We start from the raw sequence: 22,259 nt of genomic DNA on the forward strand, positions 1-22,259 counted from the left end.
CTACAAGAGCCCTTCGGAGCGGAAGCTGAGCTCCCTCGATTTCCCAACGATTATGTGATCGTGAAGGGTCAGGCTGAGCGCATGCGCCGCTGCTTCGACCTGTTGGGTCATCGCGATGTCTTCTTTGCTGGGGGTCGGATCGCCGGATGGATGATTGTGCACCAAAATCAGCGCGGATGCGTTCAATTCCAATGCGCGTTTCACAACCTCTCGTGGGTAGACCGGGACGTGATCCACTGTTCCCTCTCCCTGCGCTTCATCCGCGATGAGGACGTTCTTGCGATCCAGATAGAGCACCCGAAACTGTTCTGTTTCACGATGCGCCATGGTCGTGTGGCAGTAGTCGATGAGTTGACCCCAGCTTGACACCACATGCCGCTGCATGACCCGGGCCCGGGCCAGTCTCTGGGCTGCGGCCTCAACGATCTTCAATTCCTGCACGACCGCCTCGCCGACCCCGTGCTGTTCGCGCAGACGCATGGCGGGCGCTGATATCACGCCATTGAAGTCTCCGAAGCGGTCGAGGAGTCGCCGCGCAAGGGGCTTTACATCCTGCCGCGGGATTGCCCGGAAGAGAACCAGTTCGAGCATCTCATAATCCGGCATTGCATCGGCTCCGCCGCGCATAAAGCGCTCGCGTAAACGTTTGCGATGGTCGGTGATGTAGGATGGCATACGGCCCTTTTGCCCCGGAATGGCGCGGGCGGAGGCCTCGTCGGCATCAAATAGGTTTGGCGCTTCTCTCATGCACCCGATCATCTGTGATTCTCGGTGAAAAAAGAGTTAACAAGCACAACCCTGTAAAGTGGCCAAGGCGCGGACGCCTTAGCCTTTCATCGAGTCCCAGAAACTCTTGACCGAGCTGAAAAAGCTTTTGCTTTCCGGGTTGTTGTCTTCCGACAGGGTGTCAAATTCCTGCAGGATCTCACGTTGTCGCGCCGTCAGATTGACAGGTGTTTCCACGGCAAGCTCGATGAACATGTCGCCATGTCCACCGCCGCGCAGCGCGGGCATACCTTTGGCGCGCAGGCGCATCTGCCGACCGGATTGGCTCCCTTCCGGAATTTTGACCCGGCTGCGTCCGCCGTCAATCGTCGGGACCTCAATGTCACCGCCGAGCGCAGCTTTCGCCAGTGGCACGGGCACGCGACAAAACAGGTTGTTGGCTTCTCGTTCGAACAACTCGTGGCGCGCAACTTCGATGAAGATGTAAAGATCACCGGGGGGACCGCCCCGCATACCGGCCTCACCTTCACCGGACAGCCTGATCCGCGTGCCTGTCTCGACGCCAGCGGGGATGTTGACGCTCAACGCGCGGTCTTTTTCCACGCGCCCGGCGCCACTACAGGTGTTGCAGGGGTTCTTGATAATCTGGCCCAGGCCCGCACAGGTCGGACAGCCGCGTTCGACTGTGAAGAAGCCTTGTTGCGCGCGTACTTTGCCCATGCCTGAGCAGGTTGGGCAGGTCGTGGGTTCTACGCCACCTTCGGCTCCTGAACCATTGCAGGACGCGCAAGCAACAGATGTCGGAACATTGATGGTTTTTTGCAGGCCGGAGTACGCTTCTTCCAGCGAAACACCGAGATTGTAACGCAGATCCGAGCCGCGCGAGGCACGTTGCCGCCCGCCCCCACGATTGCCGCCCATGAAGTCGCCGAAGAGATCGTCGAACACATCGGAAAAGGCACTGGCGAAATCGCCCTGATTGCCGCCGAAGCCGCCGCCGGGGCGGCCACCGCCACCCATGCCACCTTCAAATGCCGCATGGCCATACCGGTCGTACGCGGCTTTCTTTTCAGCGTCCTTCAGGACGTCATAGGCTTCATTGACTTCCTTGAACTGGTTTTCCGCGTTCGGGTTGTCCGAGTTGCGGTCCGGGTGCAGTTCCTTGGCCTTGCGACGATAGGCTTTTTTGATCTCATCGGCTGGGGCGCCTTTGGCCACGCCAAGCACATCATAAAAATCACGTTTGGACATTACAGCCCTCCTTCCCGGAAATGACTAGGGCCGGCCCGTCTATTGGACCGGCCCCTGTTTTCATTTCCGAACAGGCGCTCAAACTTATGAGCGCTTGTTGTCGTCAAGATCCTCGAAATCCGCATCCACGATGTCATCATCGCTTGCTGCGGGGCCATCTGCCTCTTCAGGCGCTTCCTCGCCGGCCTCTTCCTGGCTGGCTTTGTAGATGGCTTCGCCCAGTTTCATCGAAGCTTCCATGACGTTCTGGATGCCCGATTTGATCTTGTCGGCGTTTTCGGTCTCAAGCTCGTCTTTCAGAGCGGCAACAGCCAATTCGATGGCTTCCACGGTGGTTGGGTCCACCTTGTCGCCATGCTCTTCAAGCGATTTCTCGGTCGAGTGGATCAGGCTCTCGGCCTGGTTTTTGGCTTCGACCAGTTCCTTGCGCTCTTTATCTGCCTCGGCATTGGCCTCGGCATCCTTGACCATTTGCTCGATGTCCTCATCGGAGAGACCACCGGACGCCTGGATCGTGATCGCCTGCTCTTTGCCGGTGCCTTTGTCTTTGGCGCCGACCTTCACGATGCCATTGGCGTCGATATCGAAGGTGACCTCAATCTGAGGCATGCCGCGAGGCGCGGGCGGGATATCTTCGAGGTTGAACTGGCCCAACATCTTGTTGTCCGCAGCCATTTCCCGCTCACCCTGAAACACCCGCAGCGTCACGGCGTTCTGGTTGTCCTCCGCCGTCGAGAAGATCTGGCTCTTCTTGGTGGGGATCGTCGTGTTGCGGTCGATCAAGCGCGTGAAAACACCGCCAAGCGTCTCGATGCCGAGCGACAAGGGGGTCACGTCGAGCAGGACCACGTCTTTCACGTCGCCTTGCAGAACACCCGCTTGGATCGCGGCGCCCATGGCCACGACTTCGTCGGGGTTAACACCCTTGTGCGGCTCTTTGCCGAAGAACTTGGTGACTTCCTCAATCACGCGCGGCATGCGGGTCATACCGCCGACCAGAACAACCTCATCCACGTCAGATGTGGTGAAGCCTGCATCCTTCAGTGCAGCTTTGCACGGATCGAGCGAGCGCTTGATCAGATCGGACACCAGGCTTTCCAGTTTCGCACGCGTCAGCTTCATGACCATGTGCAGCGGCTGACCGTTGGAGCCCATGGAAATGAACGGCTGGTTGATCTCGGTCTGGCTTGCCGAAGACAGCTCGATCTTCGCCTTTTCTGCCGCCTCTTTGAGACGCTGCAGGGCCATCTTGTCCTGCGTCAGGTCAACACCATTCTCTTTTTTGAACTCTTCGGCCAGGTAGGACACGATCCGCATGTCGAAGTCTTCACCGCCGAGGAAGGTATCCCCGTTGGTGGATTTGACTTCAAACAGACCGTCATCGATTTCGAGGATCGTCACGTCGAACGTACCGCCGCCGAGGTCGTAAACAGCGATCGTCTGCGTGTCGGCTTTGTCTAGGCCATAAGCCAGCGCAGCCGCCGTCGGTTCGTTGATGATCCGCAGCACTTCGAGACCCGCAATCTTGCCGGCGTCTTTGGTCGCCTGGCGTTGCGCATCGTTGAAATAGGCAGGGACCGTGATCACGGCCTGTGTCACGTCTTCGCCAAGATAGCTCTCGGCGGTTTCCTTCATCTTGCCGAGAATGAATGCGGAGATTTGTGAGGGAGAGTATTTCTCGCCCCGGCTCTCCACCCATGCATCCCCGTTGCCACCGTCGATGACATTGAAGGGCAGGTTCTTTTTGTCTTTCTTGAGATGCTCGTCATCCGCACGACGACCGATCAGGCGCTTGACGCCAAAAATCGTGTTGTCGGGGTTTGTGACGGCTTGGCGTTTCGCGGGCTGGCCCACGAGACGCTCGTCTTCTGTGAAAGCTACGATAGAGGGCGTTGTACGCGCTCCTTCAGCGTTTTCAATCACGCGTGGCTGAGAGCCGTCCATGATTGCGACGCAGGAGTTTGTTGTCCCAAGGTCAATACCAATGACTTTTGCCATGTGTCGATCCCTTTCTTATAGGCGATTGAAGCGGCGCGAGCCTCCATGAATGAAGCACCCGGCCCATGGTTGATGTTAGAAAGCGGTGCAGGTCACCGCCGATCCGAGGTGTATATAGGAGGGGGGGTGGGAGGCTGCAAGCACGGGAAACGCCTAGTTTGCGAGAAATTACCTCGCTTTTTGTGTGCATCGGTACAATTTTCAGCCGGGGATGGCACGATGCGGCTATCGCAACATGGGCAGAACTTGTGGAGCGTGGCGAAGAGGCAGGCATGGAAATCGATCTACGCGGCGTGCGCATTATCAAGGGCGCGCTCGGCTTGGCCGCGCAGGAGGCGCTTTTGGAAGACGTGCGCGCCATTGCGCGCGCGGCGCCGATGGTTCAGCCGACAACGCCGGGGGGCCGCAAGATGTCTGTTCGCATGACGGCGGCAGGCGCTTTTGGTTGGGTTAGCGATGCAAGCGGATACCGCTACGCCGAGCGGCACCCCGAAGGACATGCCTGGCCGCCGATCCCGCCGGCTCTTCTCGCATTATGGAATGCGTATTGCCCGAGTGCGCGGGCGCCGGAGTGTTGCCTCATCAACTTCTACGGGGAAGGGGCGCGGATGGGGTTGCATCAGGATTGCGATGAAGCGGATTTTACGCAGCCCGTCCTCTCGGTCTCGCTGGGCGACGATGGAATGTTTCGCGTGGGCTCTGTCACAAAGGGCGGCAAAACGGCGAGCCATTGGATGCAATCGGGTGATATTGCTGTGCTCGGGGGCGAGGCGCGCCTGGTGCATCATGGCGTGGATCGCATCCGGTTTGGCTCCTCTCGGCTATTGCCCAAAGGAGGACGGATCAACGTGACCATGCGGGTCGTCACGTAACGAAGTAACGACCGAGCCAGGCGTCAACGACGCGTGCGTTTGACTTTTGTGGCCTTTTTGCGCGCGACCTTGGCCGCCCGGGTCACGCGTCGCTTGGCGGGTTTGCCGCGCCTCTGAGTGCCGCGGCCCTGTTTCGGGGGCTTGCCGTTGATCTCGAGCAGCTCAAAGGCGATCCCGCCGGTCACAGGCGCGGCTTCCGAGAGGCGCACGAGCACGCGCATGCCCAGACCAATCACCTGCCCCGTGTCCGCGCCCATGAGCGTGCCGCTGTCCTGATCAAAATGAAAATACTCACTGCCCAGATTTCGCATGGGGATCAATCCGTCCGCCCCTGTTTCGTCGAGCTTCGCAAAGACGCCGAACTTGGCGATGCCGCTGATACGCCCTTCAAATTCATCGCCCACCCGTTCTGACAGGAAGGCCGCGAGATAGCGATCGGTTGTGTCGCGCTCAGCCAACATGGACCGCCGCTCGGTCTCGGATATATGAGATGCCGTCTGTTCCAGACGATCTTCGTCATCACGGGTCAGCCCGTCATCGCCCCAACCATGGGCCGTGATCAATGCGCGGTGCACGATAAGATCGGAATACCGCCGGATCGGTGATGTGAAATGGGCGTAGTTCTGAAGGGCGAGGCCGAAGTGGCCAAAGTTCTTGGGCGAATAATACGCCTGTGTCATTGACCGCAACGTGGCGATGTTGATCAATTCCGCCTCGTCGCTTCCCGCCGCGTCATTAAGCAGCTTGTTGAGATGCCACGTCTTGAGAACCTGACCCTTGGCGAGCGTGAAGCCTGCGGCATCGGCGGTATCGCGCAGGCTTTCGAGTTTGTCTTGCGGTGGTTCTTCATGAACGCGGAAGAGAAGCGGCTGTTTCTTGGCGATCAGGACTTCCGCTGCCGCCACATTGGCCAGGATCATGCATTCTTCGATCAGTTTGTGCGCATCAAGCCTGTCGCGAAAGGCGATGGAGGTCACCTTGCCGTCTTCATCCAACACGACGCGTCGCTCCGGCAGCTCGAGATCCAGAGGCTGGCGCTCGGCGCGCCCACGTTTCAGGGCGTCATAGGCGGCATAGAGCGGTTTGAGGACATCATCGAGGAGCGGGGCGGTCTTGTCATTGGGCGCACCATCAATGGCGGCCTGAACTTCTTCGTAATTCAGCGCGGCGGGTGAGCGCATCAACCCGCGCACGAAGCGTTTGCCAATCAGAGCGCCGCTCTCGGAAATACGCATTTCAACTGCGATACAGGCCCGCGGCACACCTTCATGCAAGGAACACAAATCGCCTGATAACCGGTCGGGCAGCATGGGCACGACACGGTCCGGGAAGTAGCTGGAATTGCCACGTTTGCGCGCTTCGCGGTCCAGCGCCGTCCCGGACCGCACATAATGGGCAACATCTGCAATCGCGACCCAGATGATATGGCCGCCCGCATTCTGCGGATCCGGATCGGGCTGCGCATAGACTGCGTCGTCATGGTCGCGGGCGTCGGAGGGGTCGATGGTGATGAGTGGCAGGTCCCGCAGGTCGGTTCGCCCCTTGAGCCCCGCGGGTTTGAAGCTGTCGGCTTCTTCCATGACCTTGTCTGGAAAGTCGTCTGGTATGCCATGCTGATGAATGGCGATGAGAGAGACGGCGCGCGGCGCGCTGGGATCGCCCAAACGTGTGACGATGCGGGCCCGTTGCAGGCCCATACGCGCTTTGGGTCCCGCTTGCTCCGCTTCGACCAGTTCGCCGTCCTTTGCGCCATGATCCGCGCCCGCGTCAACCAGCCACTCTTTGTCAGAGCCCTTGTCGATGGGAACGATCCGGCCTCCTTCCGACCCTTTCCGGAACACACCCAGAATGCGGCGCGGGTTGCTCCCGATACGGCGGATGAGACGCGCCTCATAGGCGTGATCGCCCGCATCTACGGCGGTCAGTCGGGCAAGAATGCGATCCCCTTCGCCCAGAGCCGGATCCGCCGCGCGCAGGATGAGCAGCACGACAGGTTCCGTGCCTTCGCCTTGCCACTCCAGCGGTTTGGCAAAGAGATCGCCGTTTTCATCGGGCGCTTGCACTTGAAGCACCGAGACAGGCGGCAAACGGTCAGGATCGCGGTAGGCTTTCTTGCGCTTTTGCAGGTTTCCCTCGGCCTCCAACTCCTTGAGGAGGCGCTTGAGATCAATGCGCGCGGCGCCCTTGATGCCGAAGGCTTTTGCGATGTCACGCTTTGCGGTGAGGGTTGGGTTGGCCGTGATCCAATCGAGAATCTCGGCTTTGCTGGGAAATCTGCTCATACCAACGCCCTATCACGCTCCTGTAGCCGCGTCATGGGCCTTTACGATGGTGTGGCGCTCGCGACCAGATCATCGATTGTATCCACATCGCGCAAGGTTGCGATATGAGCTATGCGCGCGCCTGCAAGGGACGTTTGGGTGTCTTGCAGGGCATGCGGGCTCGACCAACGGACATTTTGAAAAAGCGATGCCGGCACCGCTGCTCGGCGTTTGAGCCCGATAAGCCAGTAGCCACCGTCCGGGGCAGGCCCAAACACGGCGTCCTGTGCGCCCAGAGCGTGAAAAGCCTGTACGATATGTGTCTTTGAGATGCTGGGGATATCTGCGCCAATGATGCACATGGGGCCCGGTGGCAGGCTGCGAAAGATCCGCCCCATGCGGGCACCCAGATCACCCGTGCCTTGCGGCACTTTTGGCAGATGCGCAGGCCACACGCGGCTTTGAAGCCCTTCGTGATCCGGCGCAACGGCAAGGATCAAGTCCCAGCGGGGATCTTCAAGGCGTCTCAGTAAAGCTCTCACCTGATGGCGAAACCACCATGCAGCCCCGACCATGCCGATGGACCGTCCAAGCCGTGTTTTGACCCGACCGGGGTGGGGTTCTTTTAGCATGACGACGAGGCGGGGCCGGGCCTTAGGTGTTATTCGAGGCAAAATAGTCTCGCAGGATCTGGCTGTAGATCTCTTTCAGCTGGTGGATCTGTTGCACCTCGACACGCTCATCCACCTGATGCATCGTCTTGCCCACCAGACCGAACTCGACGACCGGGCAATGGTTCTTCACAAATCGTGCATCTGACGTGCCACCTGTGGTCGACAGCTCCGGCACCACACCCGTTTTCGCCTCAACCGCGCGAGCCACAAGCTCAGAGAGCGGCCCCGGCGGCGTGATGAAACTCTCGCCGGAGATTTTCACGTCCATGTCGATCTGCACGCCGAATTGCTGCGCCACAACCTTGGCTTCCTTGTCGAGCCATTCGGTGATCGACGCGCCGGAATGGGCATCGTTGAAGCGAATATTGACCGTGGCTTTGGTCTGCGCCGGGATCACATTGGTGGCCGGATTGCCTGTGTCAATCGTCACAACGGCCAGCGTCGAGGCGTCAAAATGTTCCGTCCCGGTATCGAGCTCGTGGGAGGCCAGCCGGTCCATCAGCCGCGCCATGGCAGGCAGGGGGTTATTGGCGCGGTGCGGATAGGCGGAATGGCCTTGCTCGCCCGTCACAGTAAACCACGCCGTGAGCGATCCGCGCCGCCCGATTTTCATCATCTGACCCATATGGTCAGGGCTCGTGGGCTCGCCCACCAGACAAACGGACATGCGCTCGCCCTCGGTCGCCATGTAATCGAGAAGCGCGGTGGTGCCATCCAGCGCGTCTCCTTCCTCATCGCCTGTAATGGTCAGGATCACAGCGCCGTCGGGCGGCGTCTCGCGCACGAAATCCACGGCGGCTGCGGCAAAGGCCGCCACACCGGATTTCATATCTGTTGCCCCGCGCCCATAGAGAAAGCCGTCATGGATCTCGGCACCAAAGGGCGGCTTGCTCCAGTCTTCGGGATTTCCCAGAGGAACGACATCGGTATGGCCGTTGAAGCCAAAGGTGCGGGGGTGTTCTTTGTCGCCCCAGCGCGCGAAGAGGTTGCAGACGCCGCCTCGATCAACGCGGGCGCACACAAATCCCGCGCTTTCCAGTAGATCTTGGAGCAAGACCAAGGCGCCGCCTTCTTCGGGTGTAATCGACGGGCATTTGACCAAGGCCGCGGTCAGTTTTGCAGGATCGGTGGGGCTTGTCATGTTGCTTCTCTGTCTGTTCGTCTCAAGGCGTAGCGCAATGCGCGGATGCGCGCAAATGTGGCGAAAATGCTGCGGGCGGGTTGGCCTGTGATCGAGGTGCGATGACAGGCGCGGTAGTGCCATGATACCACTGAGGAAAATCAAAGACCCGAGGCAGGGCACCGGCCATCGCAACAGATGGCCAAGAGCAGTTTACTTCGACAAACGGGCCATGCGCGCCCGGCTGTTTGCGTTGCCATGGATACGGGTTTGCACGTGAGGTGAAACCATGCCTGGCACAGGTGAGCTGACCTATGACACGAGCGCCGATGCGCGCACGATGGCAGAAACGATCTTCGGCAAAGGTGTAACGGTTGTCGATGCCACCTACACAGGTGATGCGCGCTCAGCCGGTCTCTACAGCAATGGCGACAGCATCGCGCCCGGAGCCACGCCGGGGGATGAAGGCGTCATCTTTTCGACCGGTCGGGTCGAAGACTACACCAATGAGACGGGTGATCGAAACACGCTCGATTGGACATCGACCAACACCGAAGGCGAAGACGACAACACCGATTTCAACGATGCCGCAGGCACGCGGACGTATGACGCCTCCTACATCGACGTGGATTTCATTCCCACCGGCGACGTGATGACGATGCAGTTCGTCTTTGGCTCCGAGGAATATCCGGAGTTTGTAAACTCGGTCTTTCAGGATTTCGTCGGGGTCTGGATCAACGGCAAACAGGTCGAATTGTCAATAGGCAACGGGGACATCGACCCGGGCAATGTAAACGAGGCTGACAACACCAATCTCTATGTCGATAATGCTGACGGTGTCGTGAATTCCGAGATGGATGGGCTTACGATCACCATGACGCTGACGATCCCGGTGATGCGTGACGAGGTGAACTCGATCCGCATCGGCGTCGCGGATGTGGCGGATGCGAGCTACGATTCCAATCTCTTGATCAAAGCGGGCTCCGTTCAGACGGAACTCGTTGCGCAGGATGATGTCGAGACCATCCGCCCCGACGAGACCACAACGATTGATGTGCTGGGCAATGATATCGTTGCCGATGGCGGCTTTCTCAAGATCACGCATATCAACGGGATCGCCGTTGATGCCGGGGACTCGGTCACCCTCGCGACCGGTCAAGTCATCACGCTGAACGAGGACGGGACGCTCGACGTCGAGGCCGATAGTGACGAAGAGCTCTTCACCTTCACCTACGCAATTGAAGATGGCCTGGGCAACGACGACACCGGCTTTGTCACGCTGGATTCCGTTCCCTGCTTTGTGGCCGGGACACGGATCGAGACGGCTCTGGGCCCGCGCCGTGTTGAAGATCTCCAGCCCGGTGATCTCATTTTGACGCGCGATGAGGGGCATCGACCCCTGCGTTGGATCGGCCAGCGCACCGTGCAGGCCGAAGGCGCTTTCGCGCCGGTGCGCATCGAGGCCAATACGCTGGGGGCGCATGATGAGCTTTGGCTCTCCCCCGAGCATCGCGTTTTGATCACGGATCATACGGCTGAATTGTTGTTCGGAGAGGCCGAAGTGCTCGTCGCGGCAAAAGAGCTTGTCCATCGCCGGGGCGTCTCCCGTCAGTTGGGGGGAGACGTGACATACGTGCATCTTCTGATGGATCGCCACCAGGTCATTTGGTCCGAGGGCTTGGCAACGGAAACATTTTTGCCGGGTCCGCAGGTACGCGACAGTTTCGAGCAAAGCGTTTTGGACGAAATCTGTTCCCTGTTTCCGGAGCTCGATCCGGAAACGGGCGCGGGCTATGGGCCTGCGGCGCGGCGCTTGTTGCGCTCCTACGAGGCGCAGGCTCTTTTGCAAACAGCCGGGGTTGCGTAGCGCGTGGCCTGGAAAGCAATCGTTCATCGCGATGGTTTGATCTCGCCAACGCAGTTGTCGCGTTTTGGCAGCGCATCGCCCAAAGGGTCGCTTGTCGTGGAAACGCGCCTGGCCGCGACCCAGAAGCCGCAAACGATTTTAGCCCTGTCTCTCAGCCATCCCGAATTGGCCACCTTGTCGCTCAAGGTCGTGCCCGGAGGGGGGATCGTGTTGGTCGTTGCGCGTCGGGGCGCGGTCTATCATGCAACGGTCAGCCTCGCCACGGAGGCGCGCGCCGACTTCCTGCGCATCACCTATTCCTGGGATGTGCCCGCCGCGAGGGGGCGGCTTGCCATCGAATGGCCCGAACGCCGGATCACGCGCTGGGCCCATACGGGGCCAGCGGTGCCGATTGCCGCATCGGACATCCAGCGCCTTGGGGGGTTTTTCGATCTGAAGGATGCACATCCTGATTTGATCTTTGCGGCTTTGTCAGACGAGATCGAACCTCTTGGGCCGATGCCAAGCCTCGCCGCAGGCACGCCGCTGATGAGCGTATGCGGCCCGTTGCCTGTCAAGGATTTGCGCCGGGGCGCGCTGCTGGCAGCTACAGATGGGGAAGACGCGCAAATGGTCTTGTCACAGGTGTCGCGCACGGTGCCTGCCTTCGGCAGTTTCGCTCCGATCCGGTTGCGCGCGCCGTATTTCGGTTTGCGGCGCGATATCGTCGTGGCCCCGGAGCAGCGCCTTTTGATCGGAGGATCTGAAGTCGAATACACCTATGGATGCGAGCATGTGCTTGTGCCCGCGCGCCACCTGGTCAACGGGACAGCGGCTGTCTGGGATGCCTGCGGTCCCCTCGCCCATTATGTGCATGTGGTCTTGCCAGAAAACGCTCCGGTTGTGGCGGCAGGTGCCTCGCTGGAAAGCCTCTACATCGGGCGCATCCGACGGCATGAGGACGCGCTGGCGCAATCGCTTTTAGCGGATGTCGACAAGGCGTTCCTGCCCGAACACGCGCCCGGACCTTACCGCACCTTGAGCCCTTTCGAGGCGATTACGCTGGCTGAGATGCGCGCGGCCTGACGGGACCTACGTGTCGTCTTTGTCGAAAAACGGCGTCATCTGCGCGACGATCACGGCATTCTCCACGCGTGCACGCTCCATGAGCTCGACCTCTTCCTCGCCAATCTCTTCGCCCAATGCGCGGCGTTCTGCCAAGGTGCCATGCCCTGTGACATCCAGCGGGGCCAGATCGGCTTGTTTGAGAATGGCCACCGTTTCGCGGACGGCCTCTGCTTCGTCGACGCCTGAGGCGTAGCAGACGAGGCCTGCGCCCGTCGCCTCTTCGGGCAACCCGTCGCCCGGTTTGCGGCCAACCTGAACCACGAGCGTGTAGACCTCATGTGGGCGTTTGGGCTTCTTTTTCTTATCTGTCATGGGTCACTCGCACCGGGCAAACCGGGCAATACTGCCGTCACGGATCAGGGCGACGCCCTGCGGTGTCCGCATAACCATGGCGCGTTCGGCCGATGTCGTGCCCTCGCCGGTGCATCGCATGTTATAGAGGATGGCGTCCATCTCACGCACATTGACCGGATTGGCGAGCAGGCATTCGGTCTCGACGCCTTTGAAGATGTCGTCCTCGAATTGTAGCGCGCCGCCATCCATGCCGATATCAAGGCAGTTCCAGTCCGGCGACCCGGCGGGCCTGTAAAGCCCATCCCACGGGCCGGCCGAAACCGGCACCGCGAGACAGATCAAAATGGCGGACAGCCCGCGCATCAATCCCGCAGCAGCTCGTTGATGCCGGTTTTGGAGCGTGTCCGCTCATCCACCCGTTTCACGATGACGGCGCAGTAGAGGTTGATCCCGTTCTTGGAGGGCATCGAGCCTGCCACGACAACGGAATAGGGCGGCACTTCGCCATACATGACCTCGCCGGTCTCGCGGTCGACGATCTTCGTGGATTGCCCGATAAAGACGCCCATGCCCAGAACGGACCCTTCCCGGACGATGCATCCCTCCACGACCTCCGAGCGGGCGCCAATGAAGCAATTGTCCTCAATGATGGTGGGGCCAGCTTGCATGGGCTCCAGAACGCCGCCAATCCCGACACCGCCCGAGAGGTGTACGTTCTTGCCGATCTGCGCGCAGGAGCCAACCGTGGCCCAGGTATCGACCATCGTGCCCTCGTCGACATAGGCTCCAAGGTTCACGAAAGAGGGCATGAGAACAACGCCGGGCGCGATGAAGGCTGATTTGCGCACCACACAATTGGGCACGGCGCGGAAGCCTGCGGTTTTCCACTGGTCATCGCCCCAGCCTTTGAACTTGCTGTCGACCTTGTCCCACCAGCCGCCGGCTTGTGGCCCGCCGTCATGTTGTTCCATGTCCTTGATGCGAAAGCCCAACAGAACGGCCTTCTTGGCCCATTGGTTCACATGCCAGCTGCCGTTGTCCTGACGCTCCGCGACGCGCAAGGTGCCGCTGTCCAGAGCGTTCAAGGTATCTTCGATCGCGTCGCGTGTCTCGCCCGTGGTCTGCGGCGTTATGGTGTCGCGCGCGTCCCAGGCGGCTTCGATGGCTGTTTCAAGCTGAGCGTTGGACATGAAGGCCCCCTGTTGATGGTGTCTTTGGTGAAGTTGCTGGCGGTCCTATAGGCGCAGGGCCCGTCCATTGCAATCATGGCAGGTATTCCTGACTTGTGTGCGTTCCGGAGGCAGAGCACGGTGGACGTACCCGGCGCCCTTTTTATTTCAGGCGACTGATCCGTTTTTGAGAAAGCTGTTTTTATGACACAGACCTTATTGCCTTTGGCCGTGATTGTTTTCGCGGGCTCGCTGGCGGCGCTGCAGGCGCCTTTGAATGCTGCGTTGGGAGCAAGCCTGAATTCCGGTGTTGCCGCCGCCACGAATTCCTTTGGCGTTGGCTTTGCGGCCTTGCTCGGGATTGCGCTTTATTCGGGAGATTTTGCGCATTTGTCCAAGATCGGCGCGGTCAACCGCTGGCTCTTGCTCGGCGGTCTCTTGGGAGCTTTCTACGTTTGGGCGATTCTCTGGACAATTCCGGCGCTTGGCATCGTGACCGCAATTTCCGCGATGATCCTCGGCCAGTTGATTGTCTCGTTGACGCTGGATGCGTTTGGTCCTTTCGGGTTGCCCGTGCATGACGTGTCGTTCAACCGGGTCGCGGGGGTTGCGCTCGTGGCCGGTGGGCTGGTCCTGTCCAAACTCTGATCTGTCTGCGCGTGGACAAAGGATGGGTGAGATGCCACTAACGAGGGCACGAACACAGGAGATCTCATGAACGATCAACGCCGCAGCCCCTTCCGTGACGCGCGTACGGACCGAACCCAAGCCGATCATACGCCAGATACAGCGCAGACGCGCGCTCCGGCTTATCGACTGGCATTTGCGGATGAGGATTTTCTGTGTCGTGAAGAATTGCGGCCCGTGCGGTTGCAGCTGGAACTTCTCAAGCCGCAATTGCTCCTAGATGAAGCAGGTATTGAAAGTACGATTGTACTCTTTGGTGGCGCGCGTATCCCGTCCCCGGCGGAGAAAGCAGGCGCACGCACGAAAACGCTGGAAAACCTGTCGGCCTTTTATGACGAGGCGCGGCGCTTTTCCCAACTCATGACGGAGCGCTCTCTCGCCGAGGGATCAAAGCAAAACGTGATTGTCACAGGCGGTGGCCCTGGTGTCATGGAAGCTGGCAATCGAGGTGCACAGGATGCGGGCGGCGTCTCGATTGGCCTCAACATCGTGCTGCCGCATGAGCAGGCGCCCAACGAATACGTGACGCCGGATTTCAGCTTCAACTTCCACTATTTCGCGATCCGGAAAATGCACTTCCTGATGCGCGCCCGCGCCATATGCGTTTTCCCGGGAGGGTTCGGGACGCTCGACGAGTTGTTTGAGACGCTGACGCTTATTCAGACCGGACGCATGCAGCGCGTTCCTGTCCTTCTGTTCGGACGTGACTTCTGGGATCGCATCGTCAATTGGGATGCGCTGTCAGATGCGGGGACCATTTCGCCCGAAGACCTCGACCTGTTCCGCTTTGTGGAAACGGCCGATGAGGCGATGCGCATTATCGACAACTGGGAACCAGCGCCGGCCCGCGCGGATATCCCGGGGCGTTAGACCGAGCGGAGATCTGCAGGCAGGATGGCTACATCACTGCCGCCGATAAGGTCGGTCAGATAAGCACCATGCGCTGTTTCTTTGACACCATACCCGTAGCCTGCGAGGCGGTGGCGCCATTCGCGAGTGCTTAAGGCGCGGCGGCGTTCCTCAACGGCGAGTTTGATCGCTTGCGCGGCAAAACTGTTGCTATGTCTTTGTGCGAAACTCATTGTCTTTCCTCCAATCGCTACGCGGCCAGCTTCCGTAAGACATTGGGCAGCATTGGTTCTCAATTGAGGAAAATTTGGGACAAATCGTTTTGATTGTGGCGCGAAGCGAGATGCAGAAGGTTTTATCTTTTGCGTCGCCCGCCCTTGGAGCGTGATGAAAACTCCGGTGGCCTTTTGGCGACCCAGGCCGCAAATTTGGCCAGACGTGGATGGGCGCGCAGCGCTTCAGGCGTGTCGTACTCCCGTGCCAGCTCGGTTTCCGTCAACGTGGCATGGATTTCCTTGTGGCAGATGTGATGCATAAGAACGGTTGGGCCGCCTTTGCCGCCCTTCAACTTCGGAACAAGGTGATGCTTCGATTGCGGCACGCCCTTGGGAATGGGGCGGCCACACAATGGGCAGACCGGGTCAGTGTCTTGTGCGTCATCACTCATCTGTGCACAAAGGTGGTGTTACGGGGCTGAATTCAAGAGGATGCGCTTATGGAGTTCGACTTGGCGAGCCAGCCTGAGATCGTGCAGCAAGCTGCGCAATACGTGTTGCAGGGTTGGGATTTGGCCAAGGGCTGGTTGTTGAGCCCGGCGGCATGGTCGCAATTTGGCCTGTTGCTTGTCGCGTGGTTTCTTGCGGTGCTTGCCAACCGCAAGCTCCTGCCGCTGCTCAATAAGCTTCTGAGCCCGGAAGAGGGCAATCTCGGGCTTCTTGCCAAAGCTCGGCTCTTTGTGCGCCAATTCCTGCCCTTGCTCCTGCCGCTGCTGGCATTTGCCTTTACGGCGATTGGCGAACAGGTCGTGCGCTCGATCTTTGAGAGCGGCGCGGTCATTGCCTTTGGCAAACGCGTGTTCCTGTTCATCGCCGTGCGCGCGCTGGTGCGCGACATCATAACCGACGGTTTCCTCAAGCTGTTGGGGAAGTTTGTTTTCGTGCCCATGGCGGGCCTCTATGCGCTCGGCCTGCTCGATACGGTGATGGAGCAGCTGGAGGCGATTGTTGTCCCTCTGGGCAACCTGTCCTTTGATTTGCTGGATGTGATCCGGTTTGCCGTCGTTGGCGGTATCATCTTCTGGCTCGGGCGGTGGTCCAACGATCAATCCGCCAGCCTCATCAAGAAGCAGGAAGACATGCGCCCTGCGACGCGGCAGCTTGCGGAAAAGGCCGCAGAGATCGCGATCTTTGGGGCGGCCTTCCTCGTCTTCATGAATATCATGGGCATCCCGCTCACCTCACTGGCCGTCCTCACGGGTGCGCTTGGTGTTGGCATTGGTTTTGGCCTGCAAAAGATCGCCTCGAACTTCATCTCGGGCATTATCCTGCTGCTGGAGGGCCAAGCGACTGTCGGGGATTACGTTGAGCTGGATGGCGGCGAAGCGGGCACCATTGTGCGCATGACGGCCCGCGCGATCATTCTGGAGACCTTCGATGGCCGTTGGATTGTCGTTCCCAATGAGGACTTCATTGTAACACGTGTTGTGAATTTCTCCGACCAAGGCTCGGCCAATCGCTACGAGGCGGAATTCTCTGTAAGCTACGACACGGATATCAACAAGGTGCCAGACATCATCACAGCGGCGGTGTCCACGCACCCCCGCGTTCTGCAGGCGCCGGAGCCTCCCGATTGTGAGTTGCGCGGCTTTGGCGATAGTGGCGTGGATTTTGCCGTGGAATTCTGGGTCAATGGCCTGGACGACGGGCCCAACAAGTTCACATCCGATGTGCTCTTTCTGATCTGGAATGCGCTCAAAGAGCATGACATTGAGATTCCTTATCCGCAGCGTGTGGTCGAGCTGAAGGGCGCGGACATTCAAGTCTCATGACTGCTCTGGTCATTGGCGCAGGGCCTGCGGGGTTGATGGCGGCGGATGTTCTGTCTGCCGCGGGCCAAAGTGTCTTGCTCGTGGATCAAAAGCCGTCCTTTGGGCGGAAATTTCTCATGGCGGGAAAATCAGGGCTGAATGTCACGAAGGCCGAAGATCTTAAGGTCTTTCTGTCGCGCTATGACGGCCATTGGCTGACGCCAATGATCAAAGCTTTCGGGCCGGAGGAGGTTCAAGCCTGGGTCCGTGATCTGGGGCAAGTGGTCTTTACAGGGACCACGGGCCGCGTCTTTCCCAAAGCGATGAAGGCCTCGCCGCTGCTCCGCGCGTGGCTGGCGCGGCTTGCAGCGCAAGGCGTTGCCACGCAGACGCGGTGGCAGTTTCTGGGCTGGGACGGGCCGTCTGCCGTATTCACTACACCGGAGGGACAACGGGAGATTGACGCTAAGGTCACGATCATGGCCTTGGGTGGCGGTTCCTGGGCGCGGCTTGGCTCCGATGGCGCATGGGCCGGCATCCCTGAACTTGCGCCGATGACGTCACCTTTTTTGCCCTCCAACACAGGGCTGCGTATGGATTGGAGCGAGTACATGCGGCCGCATTTCGGCAAACCGATCAAGGCGGTACGCTGGTCGGCTGTGCGCGCGGGTGAAGAGGTCGCCAGCTCGCGCGGGGAAGCCGTTTTGTCCGAACGCGGCTTGGAGGGCGGCGGGATCTATCCGTTGATCCCAGCCTTACGGGCACCCTCACATCTTGTTGTCGATTTTGCGCCAGACCTGACAGTCGAGCGACTCGCGGCGCGTCTACCCGCCAATCCCAAAGGCGGGCTCAAACGCATATTGCGAAACACGTTGCGCTGGCCGCCGGAGAAGATCGCCTTGTTCAATGAAATGGCGAAAGGGTTGGCCATTCCGCTGAACGGGCCGCGCCTTGCCAAGGTTCTTAAAGCAATGAATCTGCGCCATCAGGGGCTACGCCCGCTGGACGAAGCTATCTCGACCGCGGGCGGGCTGCACCGCGACGCGCTGGACGAGGGGCTCATGCTCAAGAACCGTCCCGGCGTTTTTGCCTGCGGGGAGATGCTCGATTGGGATGCGCCTACAGGCGGCTATCTGATCACGGCGTGCCTTGCCACGGGACGATGGGCGGGGCGGCATGCGTTGAAAAGGCTCGAAAAATGCGCCTAGGTTTGGTCCTGCTGTCTGTGGCTTACATCCTGAGCCAGTTTTACCGGTCTTTTCTGGCGGTATTGTCGGATGTCTTGCAAAGCGACGTGGGCGCCACACCGGACGCGCTCGCCACGGCATCAGGCGTCTGGTTTCTCGTCTTTGCGCTGTGCCAGATACCAGTGGGCTATGCGCTGGACACCATTGGGCCACGCAGGCTGGCCTCGGTGGTTTTGGCATTGGGCGGAGCCGGGGGCGCGGCTGTCTTTGCCATGGCTCAGAGCGCGACGGGTGTGACATTGGCCATGGGCTTGATCGGCTTCGGCTGTTCTCCGGTGCTTATGGCATCTTACTACATTTTCGCGCGGCAATACTCGGCCAAGATGTTTGCGACACTGGCGGCCACCGTAATCGGTGTTGGGACACTGGGCAATCTGGCGGGTACCTTGCCGCTTACATGGTTGGCTGAAGTGATTGGCTGGCGGGAAGTGCTCTGGGGGTTGGCCGCGTTGACGGGTGTCATCGCGCTTGGGTTGTGGCTCACGGTCGAGGATCCACCCAAGATCGAAAGTGATCAGCGCGGCTCTGTTCTTGATCTGCTCCGTATCCCGGCGCTTTGGCTTGTGTTCCCGGTTATGTTTGTGAACTACGCGGCCTCAGGCGGGCTGCGCGCGGTTTGGATCGGGCCCTATATGCGCGATGTTGTCGGGCTTGAGGCGCAGGCAGTGGGCACGGCGACGCTGATCATGGGCCTCGCGATGATCGCGGGCACATTCCTCTATGCGCCGCTTGATCGGTGGCTGGGCACACGCAAATGGGTGATAATTCCCGGCAATGCGCTGACCGCTGTGGCCTGCTTTGTTCTTTGGGCCGTAGATGCGCCGGGTGTTGTTCTGGCAACGGCGCTCTTTTGTCTGGCGGGTGCGGCGGGCATGTCATTTCCTCTGATCATCGCGCATGGGCGCGCTTTTGCACCGCCCCATCTGGTCGGGCGGGCGGTGACCTTGATGAACCTCTTTGGCATCGGCGGCACCGGCTTTTTCCAATTGCTTTCCGGCCGGCTGCAAGCCTCTGTTGCTGAACGTGCGTCGCTCGCGGCATCGTATGAGGCGGTGTTTTTGCTATTTGCCTGCATCACCGTTCTGGGGCTCTTGCCCTATCTCTTTGCGCGCGACCGTACGGACTAAAGCTCGGGCTGTGACAAACGAGCTCTTTCCTTGACCTGCGCGCGCGTATAAGCAGCACCCGTTTGAAACGCCTGACAAGAGGATCCTAGCAAATGGGCTATCGAATCGTCGTCGTTGGCGCCACGGGAAACGTGGGCCGCGAAATGCTCAACATCCTCGCCGAACGGGAATTCCCGGTTGACGAGATCGCAGCACTGGCATCGCGCCGGTCGCTGGGCACGGAAGTGAGCTTTGGCGAGACGACACTCAAGACGAAGGATCTCGACACGTTTGATTTCGCAGGTTGGGACATGGCGCTCTTTGCCATCGGCTCGTCGGCGACCAGGGAATATGCGCCCAAAGCGGCGGCTGCGGGTTGCGTCGTGATCGATAACTCGTCGCTCTATCGCTATGACCCCGACATCCCGCTCATTGTGCCCGAGGTGAACCCGCAGGCCGTGCACGGATATGCGAAGAAAAACATCATCGCGAACCCGAATTGCTCGACCGCTCAGATGGTCGTGGCGCTCAAGCCCTTGCACGATCGCGCGCGCATCAAGCGTGTGGTGGTCTCGACCTATCAGTCTGTCTCCGGCGCGGGCAAGGATGGGATGGATGAGCTCTGGGATCAGACCAAAGCGGTCTACAACCCAACAGACGACAAACCAGCTAGCAAGTTCACCAAGCAGATCGCCTTCAACGTGATCCCGCATATCGACGTCTTCATGGATGACGGCTCCACCAAGGAAGAGTGGAAGATGGTGGCGGAAACCAAAAAGATCGTGGACACCAGCATCAAGGTCACGGCGACCTGTGTGCGGGTGCCCGTCTTTGTGGGTCACTCCGAAGCGATCAATATCGAGTTCGAGGACTTCCTCGATGAGGACGAAGCACGCGACATCCTGCGCGAAGCGCCGGGCATCATGGTCATCGATAAGCGCGAAGATGGCGGCTACGTGACGCCCATCGAATGCGTCGGCGATTTCGCAACGTTTATCAGCCGCATCCGTCAGGACAGCACAATCGAAAACGGGCTGAACCTGTGGTGTGTCTCTGACAATCTGCGCAAGGGCGCGGCTTTGAATGCGGTCCAGATTGCCGAGCTGCTCGGGCGCGAAGTGCTCAAGAAGGGCTAACAGCCGCGTTTCTGCGCGAAAGTGACAAGGAAAGAGGTCCCATTCGGGGCCTCTTTTTGCGTCTGTGGATCACAATGTGTTGCAAACGGTGAAGTAAACGAAATTAAATTACAATTTCTGCCTGATTTACGCCTAGATTGTTTGAGACTGTTGGGTTCCGAAAACCGGGATAGTGATATGTTACAAGTTCACGGGTTTAAGCCAGATACCGAGGAATTGCCGCAACCGACCATTTGGTCCCTGCGGCGACACGGGAACAGACTGGATTGTGAAACCGGCGCTCTCTTGCGCCAGGTGACCGCCTCGCTGTTTTCCGAGGCCACAACATGGCTGGAATTGCGCAACGGGCTTGTCGCCCAGGGGCTGGACCTGAAGTTCGAAGCCGGGCGGTTGATCTTGGTCGAGACGTCGTTTGGGACGAAAATCTGCTCATGCCGGTATCTGGGCTATTCGCTGGCTGTTTTGTCGCGCAGGTTGGGCCGCTTGCGGTTGCGTGCCTCGGGATCTGACGATTTTCAAATTACCAACTGGTCCTGACGGAGCGTGTTGGACCAACAAAAAGGGCCAGCCGTTAAGCTGACCCCTGGTATCTCTTTGGGACAATCCCGGTGTTGTTATGCTTTTTTGCGTGTCGCCCGACGCGCCGCGGCAAGACCGCCCAGACCTGCAATCATCAGCCAGCCTGCTGCGGGAAGCGGGACGGGTGCGGTCGGTGGATCAATCGCAACACCGCCGATGTTTGCCCCGGCAACTGCCATGCCGGACGCAAATTGGCTGTCGTTCCAGTTTGTGACGCCGAATTGAAGGGAATAGGAACCGCCATCTGCAATTTCGAATACCGACTGCACCCAGCCTGTGTTGCCGCATCCGGTCGAAAAACAACTGCCGGAGTCACCACCCAACGCGGACCATTCCGTCGCACCGTCCACAATTGAGACAAGTCCAGGCGTCAGCGTTGCTTCGGGGTCCGGCATGGAGAAGCCAGGGACCGTGTTGCCACCGGGAGTCGTCCTTGCTGTGAAAAGAAGGGCAACCTGATCCCCGCCATCATCCAGCAACCGCGCCCAGGCGTAGTCTGCAAAACCGCCACCATCTGACGTCATGTAGTTAAAGAAGAACTCGAGCTCGTCGCCGGCATCTGCATCAAACATGGATGTGGTCAGTGTCGATCCATTCTCTGGATCACCGTCCCCGCCGACCCCATCAAGCGCGCCAACCCCGTCCAGGCCGCCAGTTGTTGTGACATAGCGGTAGCTGCCATCATCGACGGGCGCGGCTACGATATCGCCATCGGCTGTTCCGCTGCCAAAGCCGCCTTGACCGACCCAGCCTGACGGAACAACGCCTTGTGTTGTCGCCGCGTGCAATGAGGTGCCCGCCAAAGCGGCGAGCGCTGCGGTTAAGAAAGTTGTTTTGAGTAAGGTCTTCATGTGTCCAGTCTCCATCCACGAGCGACAGCCAGTCGCCCTCACAATAATGGGAAACAGGAGAGGTTTTCCTTAACCTATTGTCAACGAAGTCTGGTAGAATTCGCCTTATTTCGGCCTTATTTGCACGTCAAAAGCGTTCCGCGCGAAGGACTTTACAATCACTGATTGTTACGACCCCGATGTGGCTGTCAACGACAGAGAAGGCGGCATCCAGCAACTCGTCCAGACGATCTGGCCGCACAATGCAAATCACCTGAACCATTCCGCCGCCTCGCGTGAAGGTATCGTCCCGGCTCCAGGCGCCCGAACGTCCGGATCCTCCAAGCACGGGCAGGACGCTGTAGCCGGTCACGCCTGCCGTCTCCAAAGCCTGCCGCAGACGGCTCTCCATGATGGCTTCGATTATGATGGCCACCCGTTTTGCATCATGTTGTTGCAT

Annotated in this window: 23 protein-coding genes; 10 read left to right on the top strand and 13 right to left on the bottom strand. The window is 59.5% G+C overall.

The features are described from left to right. The 3 genes from radC to dnaK all read right to left on the bottom strand — a co-directional run bounded on the left by radC (position 1) and on the right by dnaK (position 3,975). Positions 1 to 747, bottom strand: a complete 747-nt coding sequence (radC, locus tag ACP15S_RS14830) for a RadC family protein (RefSeq protein WP_425040416.1) — start codon at positions 745 to 747, stop codon at positions 1 to 3. Positions 748 to 825: 78 nt separating this feature from the next. Further along, on the bottom strand, positions 826 to 1,977 hold the full coding sequence (gene dnaJ, locus ACP15S_RS14835; RefSeq protein ID WP_425040417.1) for a molecular chaperone DnaJ: 1,152 nt from the start codon (positions 1,975 to 1,977) through the stop codon (positions 826 to 828). Positions 1,978 to 2,061: 84 nt separating this feature from the next. Further along, the gene (dnaK, locus tag ACP15S_RS14840) at positions 2,062 to 3,975 is read right to left on the bottom strand and encodes a molecular chaperone DnaK (RefSeq protein ID WP_425040418.1); all 1,914 of its coding nucleotides are present in this window, start codon (positions 3,973 to 3,975) and stop codon (positions 2,062 to 2,064) included. A gap of 272 nt (positions 3,976 to 4,247) precedes the next feature. Here dnaK and ACP15S_RS14845 point away from each other — a divergent pair, with 272 nt between their 5' ends. Beyond that, complete coding sequence (locus ACP15S_RS14845) at positions 4,248 to 4,847, top strand: alpha-ketoglutarate-dependent dioxygenase AlkB family protein (protein WP_425040915.1); 600 nt, start codon at positions 4,248 to 4,250, stop codon at positions 4,845 to 4,847. A gap of 23 nt (positions 4,848 to 4,870) precedes the next feature. Here the strand turns inward: ACP15S_RS14845 and rnr are convergent, their stop codons facing one another. From rnr to dapE, 3 genes are read right to left on the bottom strand one after another with little or no spacing between them, the layout of a single operon-like run. Continuing rightward, positions 4,871 to 7,129 (bottom strand): ribonuclease R, encoded by a 2,259-nt coding sequence (rnr, locus tag ACP15S_RS14850; RefSeq protein ID WP_425040419.1) that lies wholly within the window; start codon positions 7,127 to 7,129, stop codon positions 4,871 to 4,873. A gap of 41 nt (positions 7,130 to 7,170) precedes the next feature. Beyond that, a complete protein-coding gene (locus ACP15S_RS14855; RefSeq protein WP_425040420.1) occupies positions 7,171 to 7,740 on the bottom strand; it encodes a TIGR04282 family arsenosugar biosynthesis glycosyltransferase in 570 nt (189 codons plus the stop codon). 22 nt (positions 7,741 to 7,762) lie between these two features. Then, entirely contained in the window at positions 7,763 to 8,923 is a 1,161-nt protein-coding gene (gene dapE / locus ACP15S_RS14860) for a succinyl-diaminopimelate desuccinylase (RefSeq protein ID WP_425040421.1), read from the bottom strand. A gap of 268 nt (positions 8,924 to 9,191) precedes the next feature. Here dapE and ACP15S_RS14865 point away from each other — a divergent pair, with 268 nt between their 5' ends. Together ACP15S_RS14865 and ACP15S_RS14870 are read left to right on the top strand one after the other, a co-directional pair. Then, positions 9,192 to 10,769, top strand: coding sequence for a Hint domain-containing protein (locus tag ACP15S_RS14865; protein ID WP_425040422.1), 1,578 nt, complete (start codon positions 9,192 to 9,194; stop codon positions 10,767 to 10,769). Positions 10,770 to 10,772: 3 nt separating this feature from the next. Beyond that, positions 10,773 to 11,834 carry a Hint domain-containing protein gene (locus tag ACP15S_RS14870; protein ID WP_425040423.1) on the top strand — a complete coding sequence of 354 codons (1,062 nt, stop codon included), beginning with the start codon at positions 10,773 to 10,775 and terminating at the stop codon, positions 11,832 to 11,834. Positions 11,835 to 11,840: 6 nt separating this feature from the next. Here the strand turns inward: ACP15S_RS14870 and ACP15S_RS14875 are convergent, their stop codons facing one another. Genes ACP15S_RS14875 through dapD form a run of 3 tightly spaced genes read right to left on the bottom strand, consistent with a single transcriptional unit; the run spans position 11,841 to position 13,360 of the window. After that, positions 11,841 to 12,188 carry a hypothetical protein gene (locus ACP15S_RS14875; RefSeq protein ID WP_425040424.1) on the bottom strand — a complete coding sequence of 116 codons (348 nt, stop codon included), beginning with the start codon at positions 12,186 to 12,188 and terminating at the stop codon, positions 11,841 to 11,843. 3 nt (positions 12,189 to 12,191) lie between these two features. Then, on the bottom strand, positions 12,192 to 12,533 hold the full coding sequence (locus tag ACP15S_RS14880) for a hypothetical protein (protein WP_425040425.1): 342 nt from the start codon (positions 12,531 to 12,533) through the stop codon (positions 12,192 to 12,194). Next, the gene (gene dapD / locus ACP15S_RS14885; RefSeq protein WP_425040426.1) at positions 12,533 to 13,360 is read right to left on the bottom strand and encodes a 2,3,4,5-tetrahydropyridine-2,6-dicarboxylate N-succinyltransferase; all 828 of its coding nucleotides are present in this window, start codon (positions 13,358 to 13,360) and stop codon (positions 12,533 to 12,535) included. Before dapD ends, ACP15S_RS14880 begins: the two co-directional genes overlap by 1 nt. Positions 13,361 to 13,543: 183 nt before the next feature. Here dapD and ACP15S_RS14890 point away from each other — a divergent pair, with 183 nt between their 5' ends. Together ACP15S_RS14890 and ACP15S_RS14895 are read left to right on the top strand one after the other, a co-directional pair. Next, the gene (locus ACP15S_RS14890) at positions 13,544 to 13,987 is read left to right on the top strand and encodes a DMT family transporter (protein WP_425040427.1); all 444 of its coding nucleotides are present in this window, start codon (positions 13,544 to 13,546) and stop codon (positions 13,985 to 13,987) included. 66 nt (positions 13,988 to 14,053) lie between these two features. Next, positions 14,054 to 14,896 carry a TIGR00730 family Rossman fold protein gene (locus tag ACP15S_RS14895; protein ID WP_425040428.1) on the top strand — a complete coding sequence of 281 codons (843 nt, stop codon included), beginning with the start codon at positions 14,054 to 14,056 and terminating at the stop codon, positions 14,894 to 14,896. Here the strand turns inward: ACP15S_RS14895 and ACP15S_RS14900 are convergent. Further along, on the bottom strand, positions 14,893 to 15,108 hold the full coding sequence (locus ACP15S_RS14900; RefSeq protein ID WP_425040429.1) for a hypothetical protein: 216 nt from the start codon (positions 15,106 to 15,108) through the stop codon (positions 14,893 to 14,895). The genes ACP15S_RS14895 and ACP15S_RS14900 overlap by 4 nt on opposite strands. A 122-nt stretch (positions 15,109 to 15,230) precedes the next feature. Next, positions 15,231 to 15,542 (bottom strand): HNH endonuclease, encoded by a 312-nt coding sequence (locus ACP15S_RS14905; protein ID WP_425040430.1) that lies wholly within the window; start codon positions 15,540 to 15,542, stop codon positions 15,231 to 15,233. Between the two features lie 48 nt (positions 15,543 to 15,590). On the opposite strand from ACP15S_RS14905, the gene ACP15S_RS14910 reads away from it, so the two are divergent. From ACP15S_RS14910 to ACP15S_RS14930, 5 genes are all read left to right on the top strand, one after another. Continuing rightward, positions 15,591 to 16,922 carry a mechanosensitive ion channel family protein gene (locus ACP15S_RS14910; protein WP_425040431.1) on the top strand — a complete coding sequence of 444 codons (1,332 nt, stop codon included), beginning with the start codon at positions 15,591 to 15,593 and terminating at the stop codon, positions 16,920 to 16,922. Then, a complete protein-coding gene (locus ACP15S_RS14915; RefSeq protein ID WP_425040432.1) occupies positions 16,919 to 18,109 on the top strand; it encodes a TIGR03862 family flavoprotein in 1,191 nt (396 codons plus the stop codon). Before ACP15S_RS14910 ends, ACP15S_RS14915 begins: the two co-directional genes overlap by 4 nt. Then, positions 18,100 to 19,275, top strand: coding sequence for an MFS transporter (locus ACP15S_RS14920; protein ID WP_425040433.1), 1,176 nt, complete (start codon positions 18,100 to 18,102; stop codon positions 19,273 to 19,275). The genes ACP15S_RS14915 and ACP15S_RS14920 overlap by 10 nt, the downstream gene beginning before the upstream one ends. 92 nt (positions 19,276 to 19,367) lie before the next feature. Next, a complete protein-coding gene (locus ACP15S_RS14925; RefSeq protein WP_425040434.1) occupies positions 19,368 to 20,390 on the top strand; it encodes an aspartate-semialdehyde dehydrogenase in 1,023 nt (340 codons plus the stop codon). 294 nt (positions 20,391 to 20,684) lie between these two features. Next, positions 20,685 to 20,927, top strand: a complete 243-nt coding sequence (locus ACP15S_RS14930; protein WP_425040435.1) for a hypothetical protein — start codon at positions 20,685 to 20,687, stop codon at positions 20,925 to 20,927. 77 nt (positions 20,928 to 21,004) lie between these two features. Here the strand turns inward: ACP15S_RS14930 and ACP15S_RS14935 are convergent, their stop codons facing one another. Together ACP15S_RS14935 and ACP15S_RS14940 are read right to left on the bottom strand one after the other, a co-directional pair. Further along, on the bottom strand, positions 21,005 to 21,820 hold the full coding sequence (locus ACP15S_RS14935; RefSeq protein ID WP_425040436.1) for an NF038132 family protein: 816 nt from the start codon (positions 21,818 to 21,820) through the stop codon (positions 21,005 to 21,007). Between the two features lie 127 nt (positions 21,821 to 21,947). Continuing rightward, positions 21,948 to 22,259: a P-II family nitrogen regulator gene (locus tag ACP15S_RS14940; RefSeq protein WP_425040437.1), complete on the bottom strand. Its 312-nt coding sequence runs from the start codon at positions 22,257 to 22,259 to the stop codon at positions 21,948 to 21,950.

The organism is Primorskyibacter sp. S187A (assembly GCF_049800955.1).
Classification (GTDB): Bacteria; Pseudomonadota; Alphaproteobacteria; order Rhodobacterales; family Rhodobacteraceae; genus JAKVBH01.

Excerpts from the sequence above, each read along its gene's own strand:
- radC (WP_425040416.1), bottom strand. The coding sequence starts at position 747 with ATGAGAGAAGCGCCAAACCTATTTGATGCCGACGAGGCCTCCGCCCGC.
- dnaJ (WP_425040417.1), bottom strand. The coding sequence starts at position 1,977 with ATGTCCAAACGTGATTTTTATGATGTGCTTGGCGTGGCCAAAGGCGCC.
- dnaK (WP_425040418.1), bottom strand. The coding sequence starts at position 3,975 with ATGGCAAAAGTCATTGGTATTGACCTTGGGACAACAAACTCCTGCGTC.
- ACP15S_RS14845 (WP_425040915.1), top strand. The coding sequence starts at position 4,248 with ATGGAAATCGATCTACGCGGCGTGCGCATTATCAAGGGCGCGCTCGGC.
- rnr (WP_425040419.1), bottom strand. The coding sequence starts at position 7,129 with ATGAGCAGATTTCCCAGCAAAGCCGAGATTCTCGATTGGATCACGGCC.
- ACP15S_RS14855 (WP_425040420.1), bottom strand. The coding sequence starts at position 7,740 with ATGCTAAAAGAACCCCACCCCGGTCGGGTCAAAACACGGCTTGGACGG.
- dapE (WP_425040421.1), bottom strand. The coding sequence starts at position 8,923 with ATGACAAGCCCCACCGATCCTGCAAAACTGACCGCGGCCTTGGTCAAA.
- ACP15S_RS14865 (WP_425040422.1), top strand. The coding sequence starts at position 9,192 with ATGCCTGGCACAGGTGAGCTGACCTATGACACGAGCGCCGATGCGCGC.
- ACP15S_RS14875 (WP_425040424.1), bottom strand. The coding sequence starts at position 12,188 with ATGACAGATAAGAAAAAGAAGCCCAAACGCCCACATGAGGTCTACACG.
- ACP15S_RS14880 (WP_425040425.1), bottom strand. The coding sequence starts at position 12,533 with ATGCGCGGGCTGTCCGCCATTTTGATCTGTCTCGCGGTGCCGGTTTCG.
- dapD (WP_425040426.1), bottom strand. The coding sequence starts at position 13,360 with ATGTCCAACGCTCAGCTTGAAACAGCCATCGAAGCCGCCTGGGACGCG.
- ACP15S_RS14890 (WP_425040427.1), top strand. The coding sequence starts at position 13,544 with ATGACACAGACCTTATTGCCTTTGGCCGTGATTGTTTTCGCGGGCTCG.
- ACP15S_RS14895 (WP_425040428.1), top strand. The coding sequence starts at position 14,054 with ATGAACGATCAACGCCGCAGCCCCTTCCGTGACGCGCGTACGGACCGA.
- ACP15S_RS14900 (WP_425040429.1), bottom strand. The coding sequence starts at position 15,108 with ATGAGTTTCGCACAAAGACATAGCAACAGTTTTGCCGCGCAAGCGATC.
- ACP15S_RS14905 (WP_425040430.1), bottom strand. The coding sequence starts at position 15,542 with ATGAGTGATGACGCACAAGACACTGACCCGGTCTGCCCATTGTGTGGC.
- ACP15S_RS14910 (WP_425040431.1), top strand. The coding sequence starts at position 15,591 with ATGGAGTTCGACTTGGCGAGCCAGCCTGAGATCGTGCAGCAAGCTGCG.
- ACP15S_RS14915 (WP_425040432.1), top strand. The coding sequence starts at position 16,919 with ATGACTGCTCTGGTCATTGGCGCAGGGCCTGCGGGGTTGATGGCGGCG.
- ACP15S_RS14920 (WP_425040433.1), top strand. The coding sequence starts at position 18,100 with ATGCGCCTAGGTTTGGTCCTGCTGTCTGTGGCTTACATCCTGAGCCAG.
- ACP15S_RS14925 (WP_425040434.1), top strand. The coding sequence starts at position 19,368 with ATGGGCTATCGAATCGTCGTCGTTGGCGCCACGGGAAACGTGGGCCGC.
- ACP15S_RS14935 (WP_425040436.1), bottom strand. The coding sequence starts at position 21,820 with ATGAAGACCTTACTCAAAACAACTTTCTTAACCGCAGCGCTCGCCGCT.
- ACP15S_RS14940 (WP_425040437.1), bottom strand. The coding sequence starts at position 22,259 with ATGCAACAACATGATGCAAAACGGGTGGCCATCATAATCGAAGCCATC.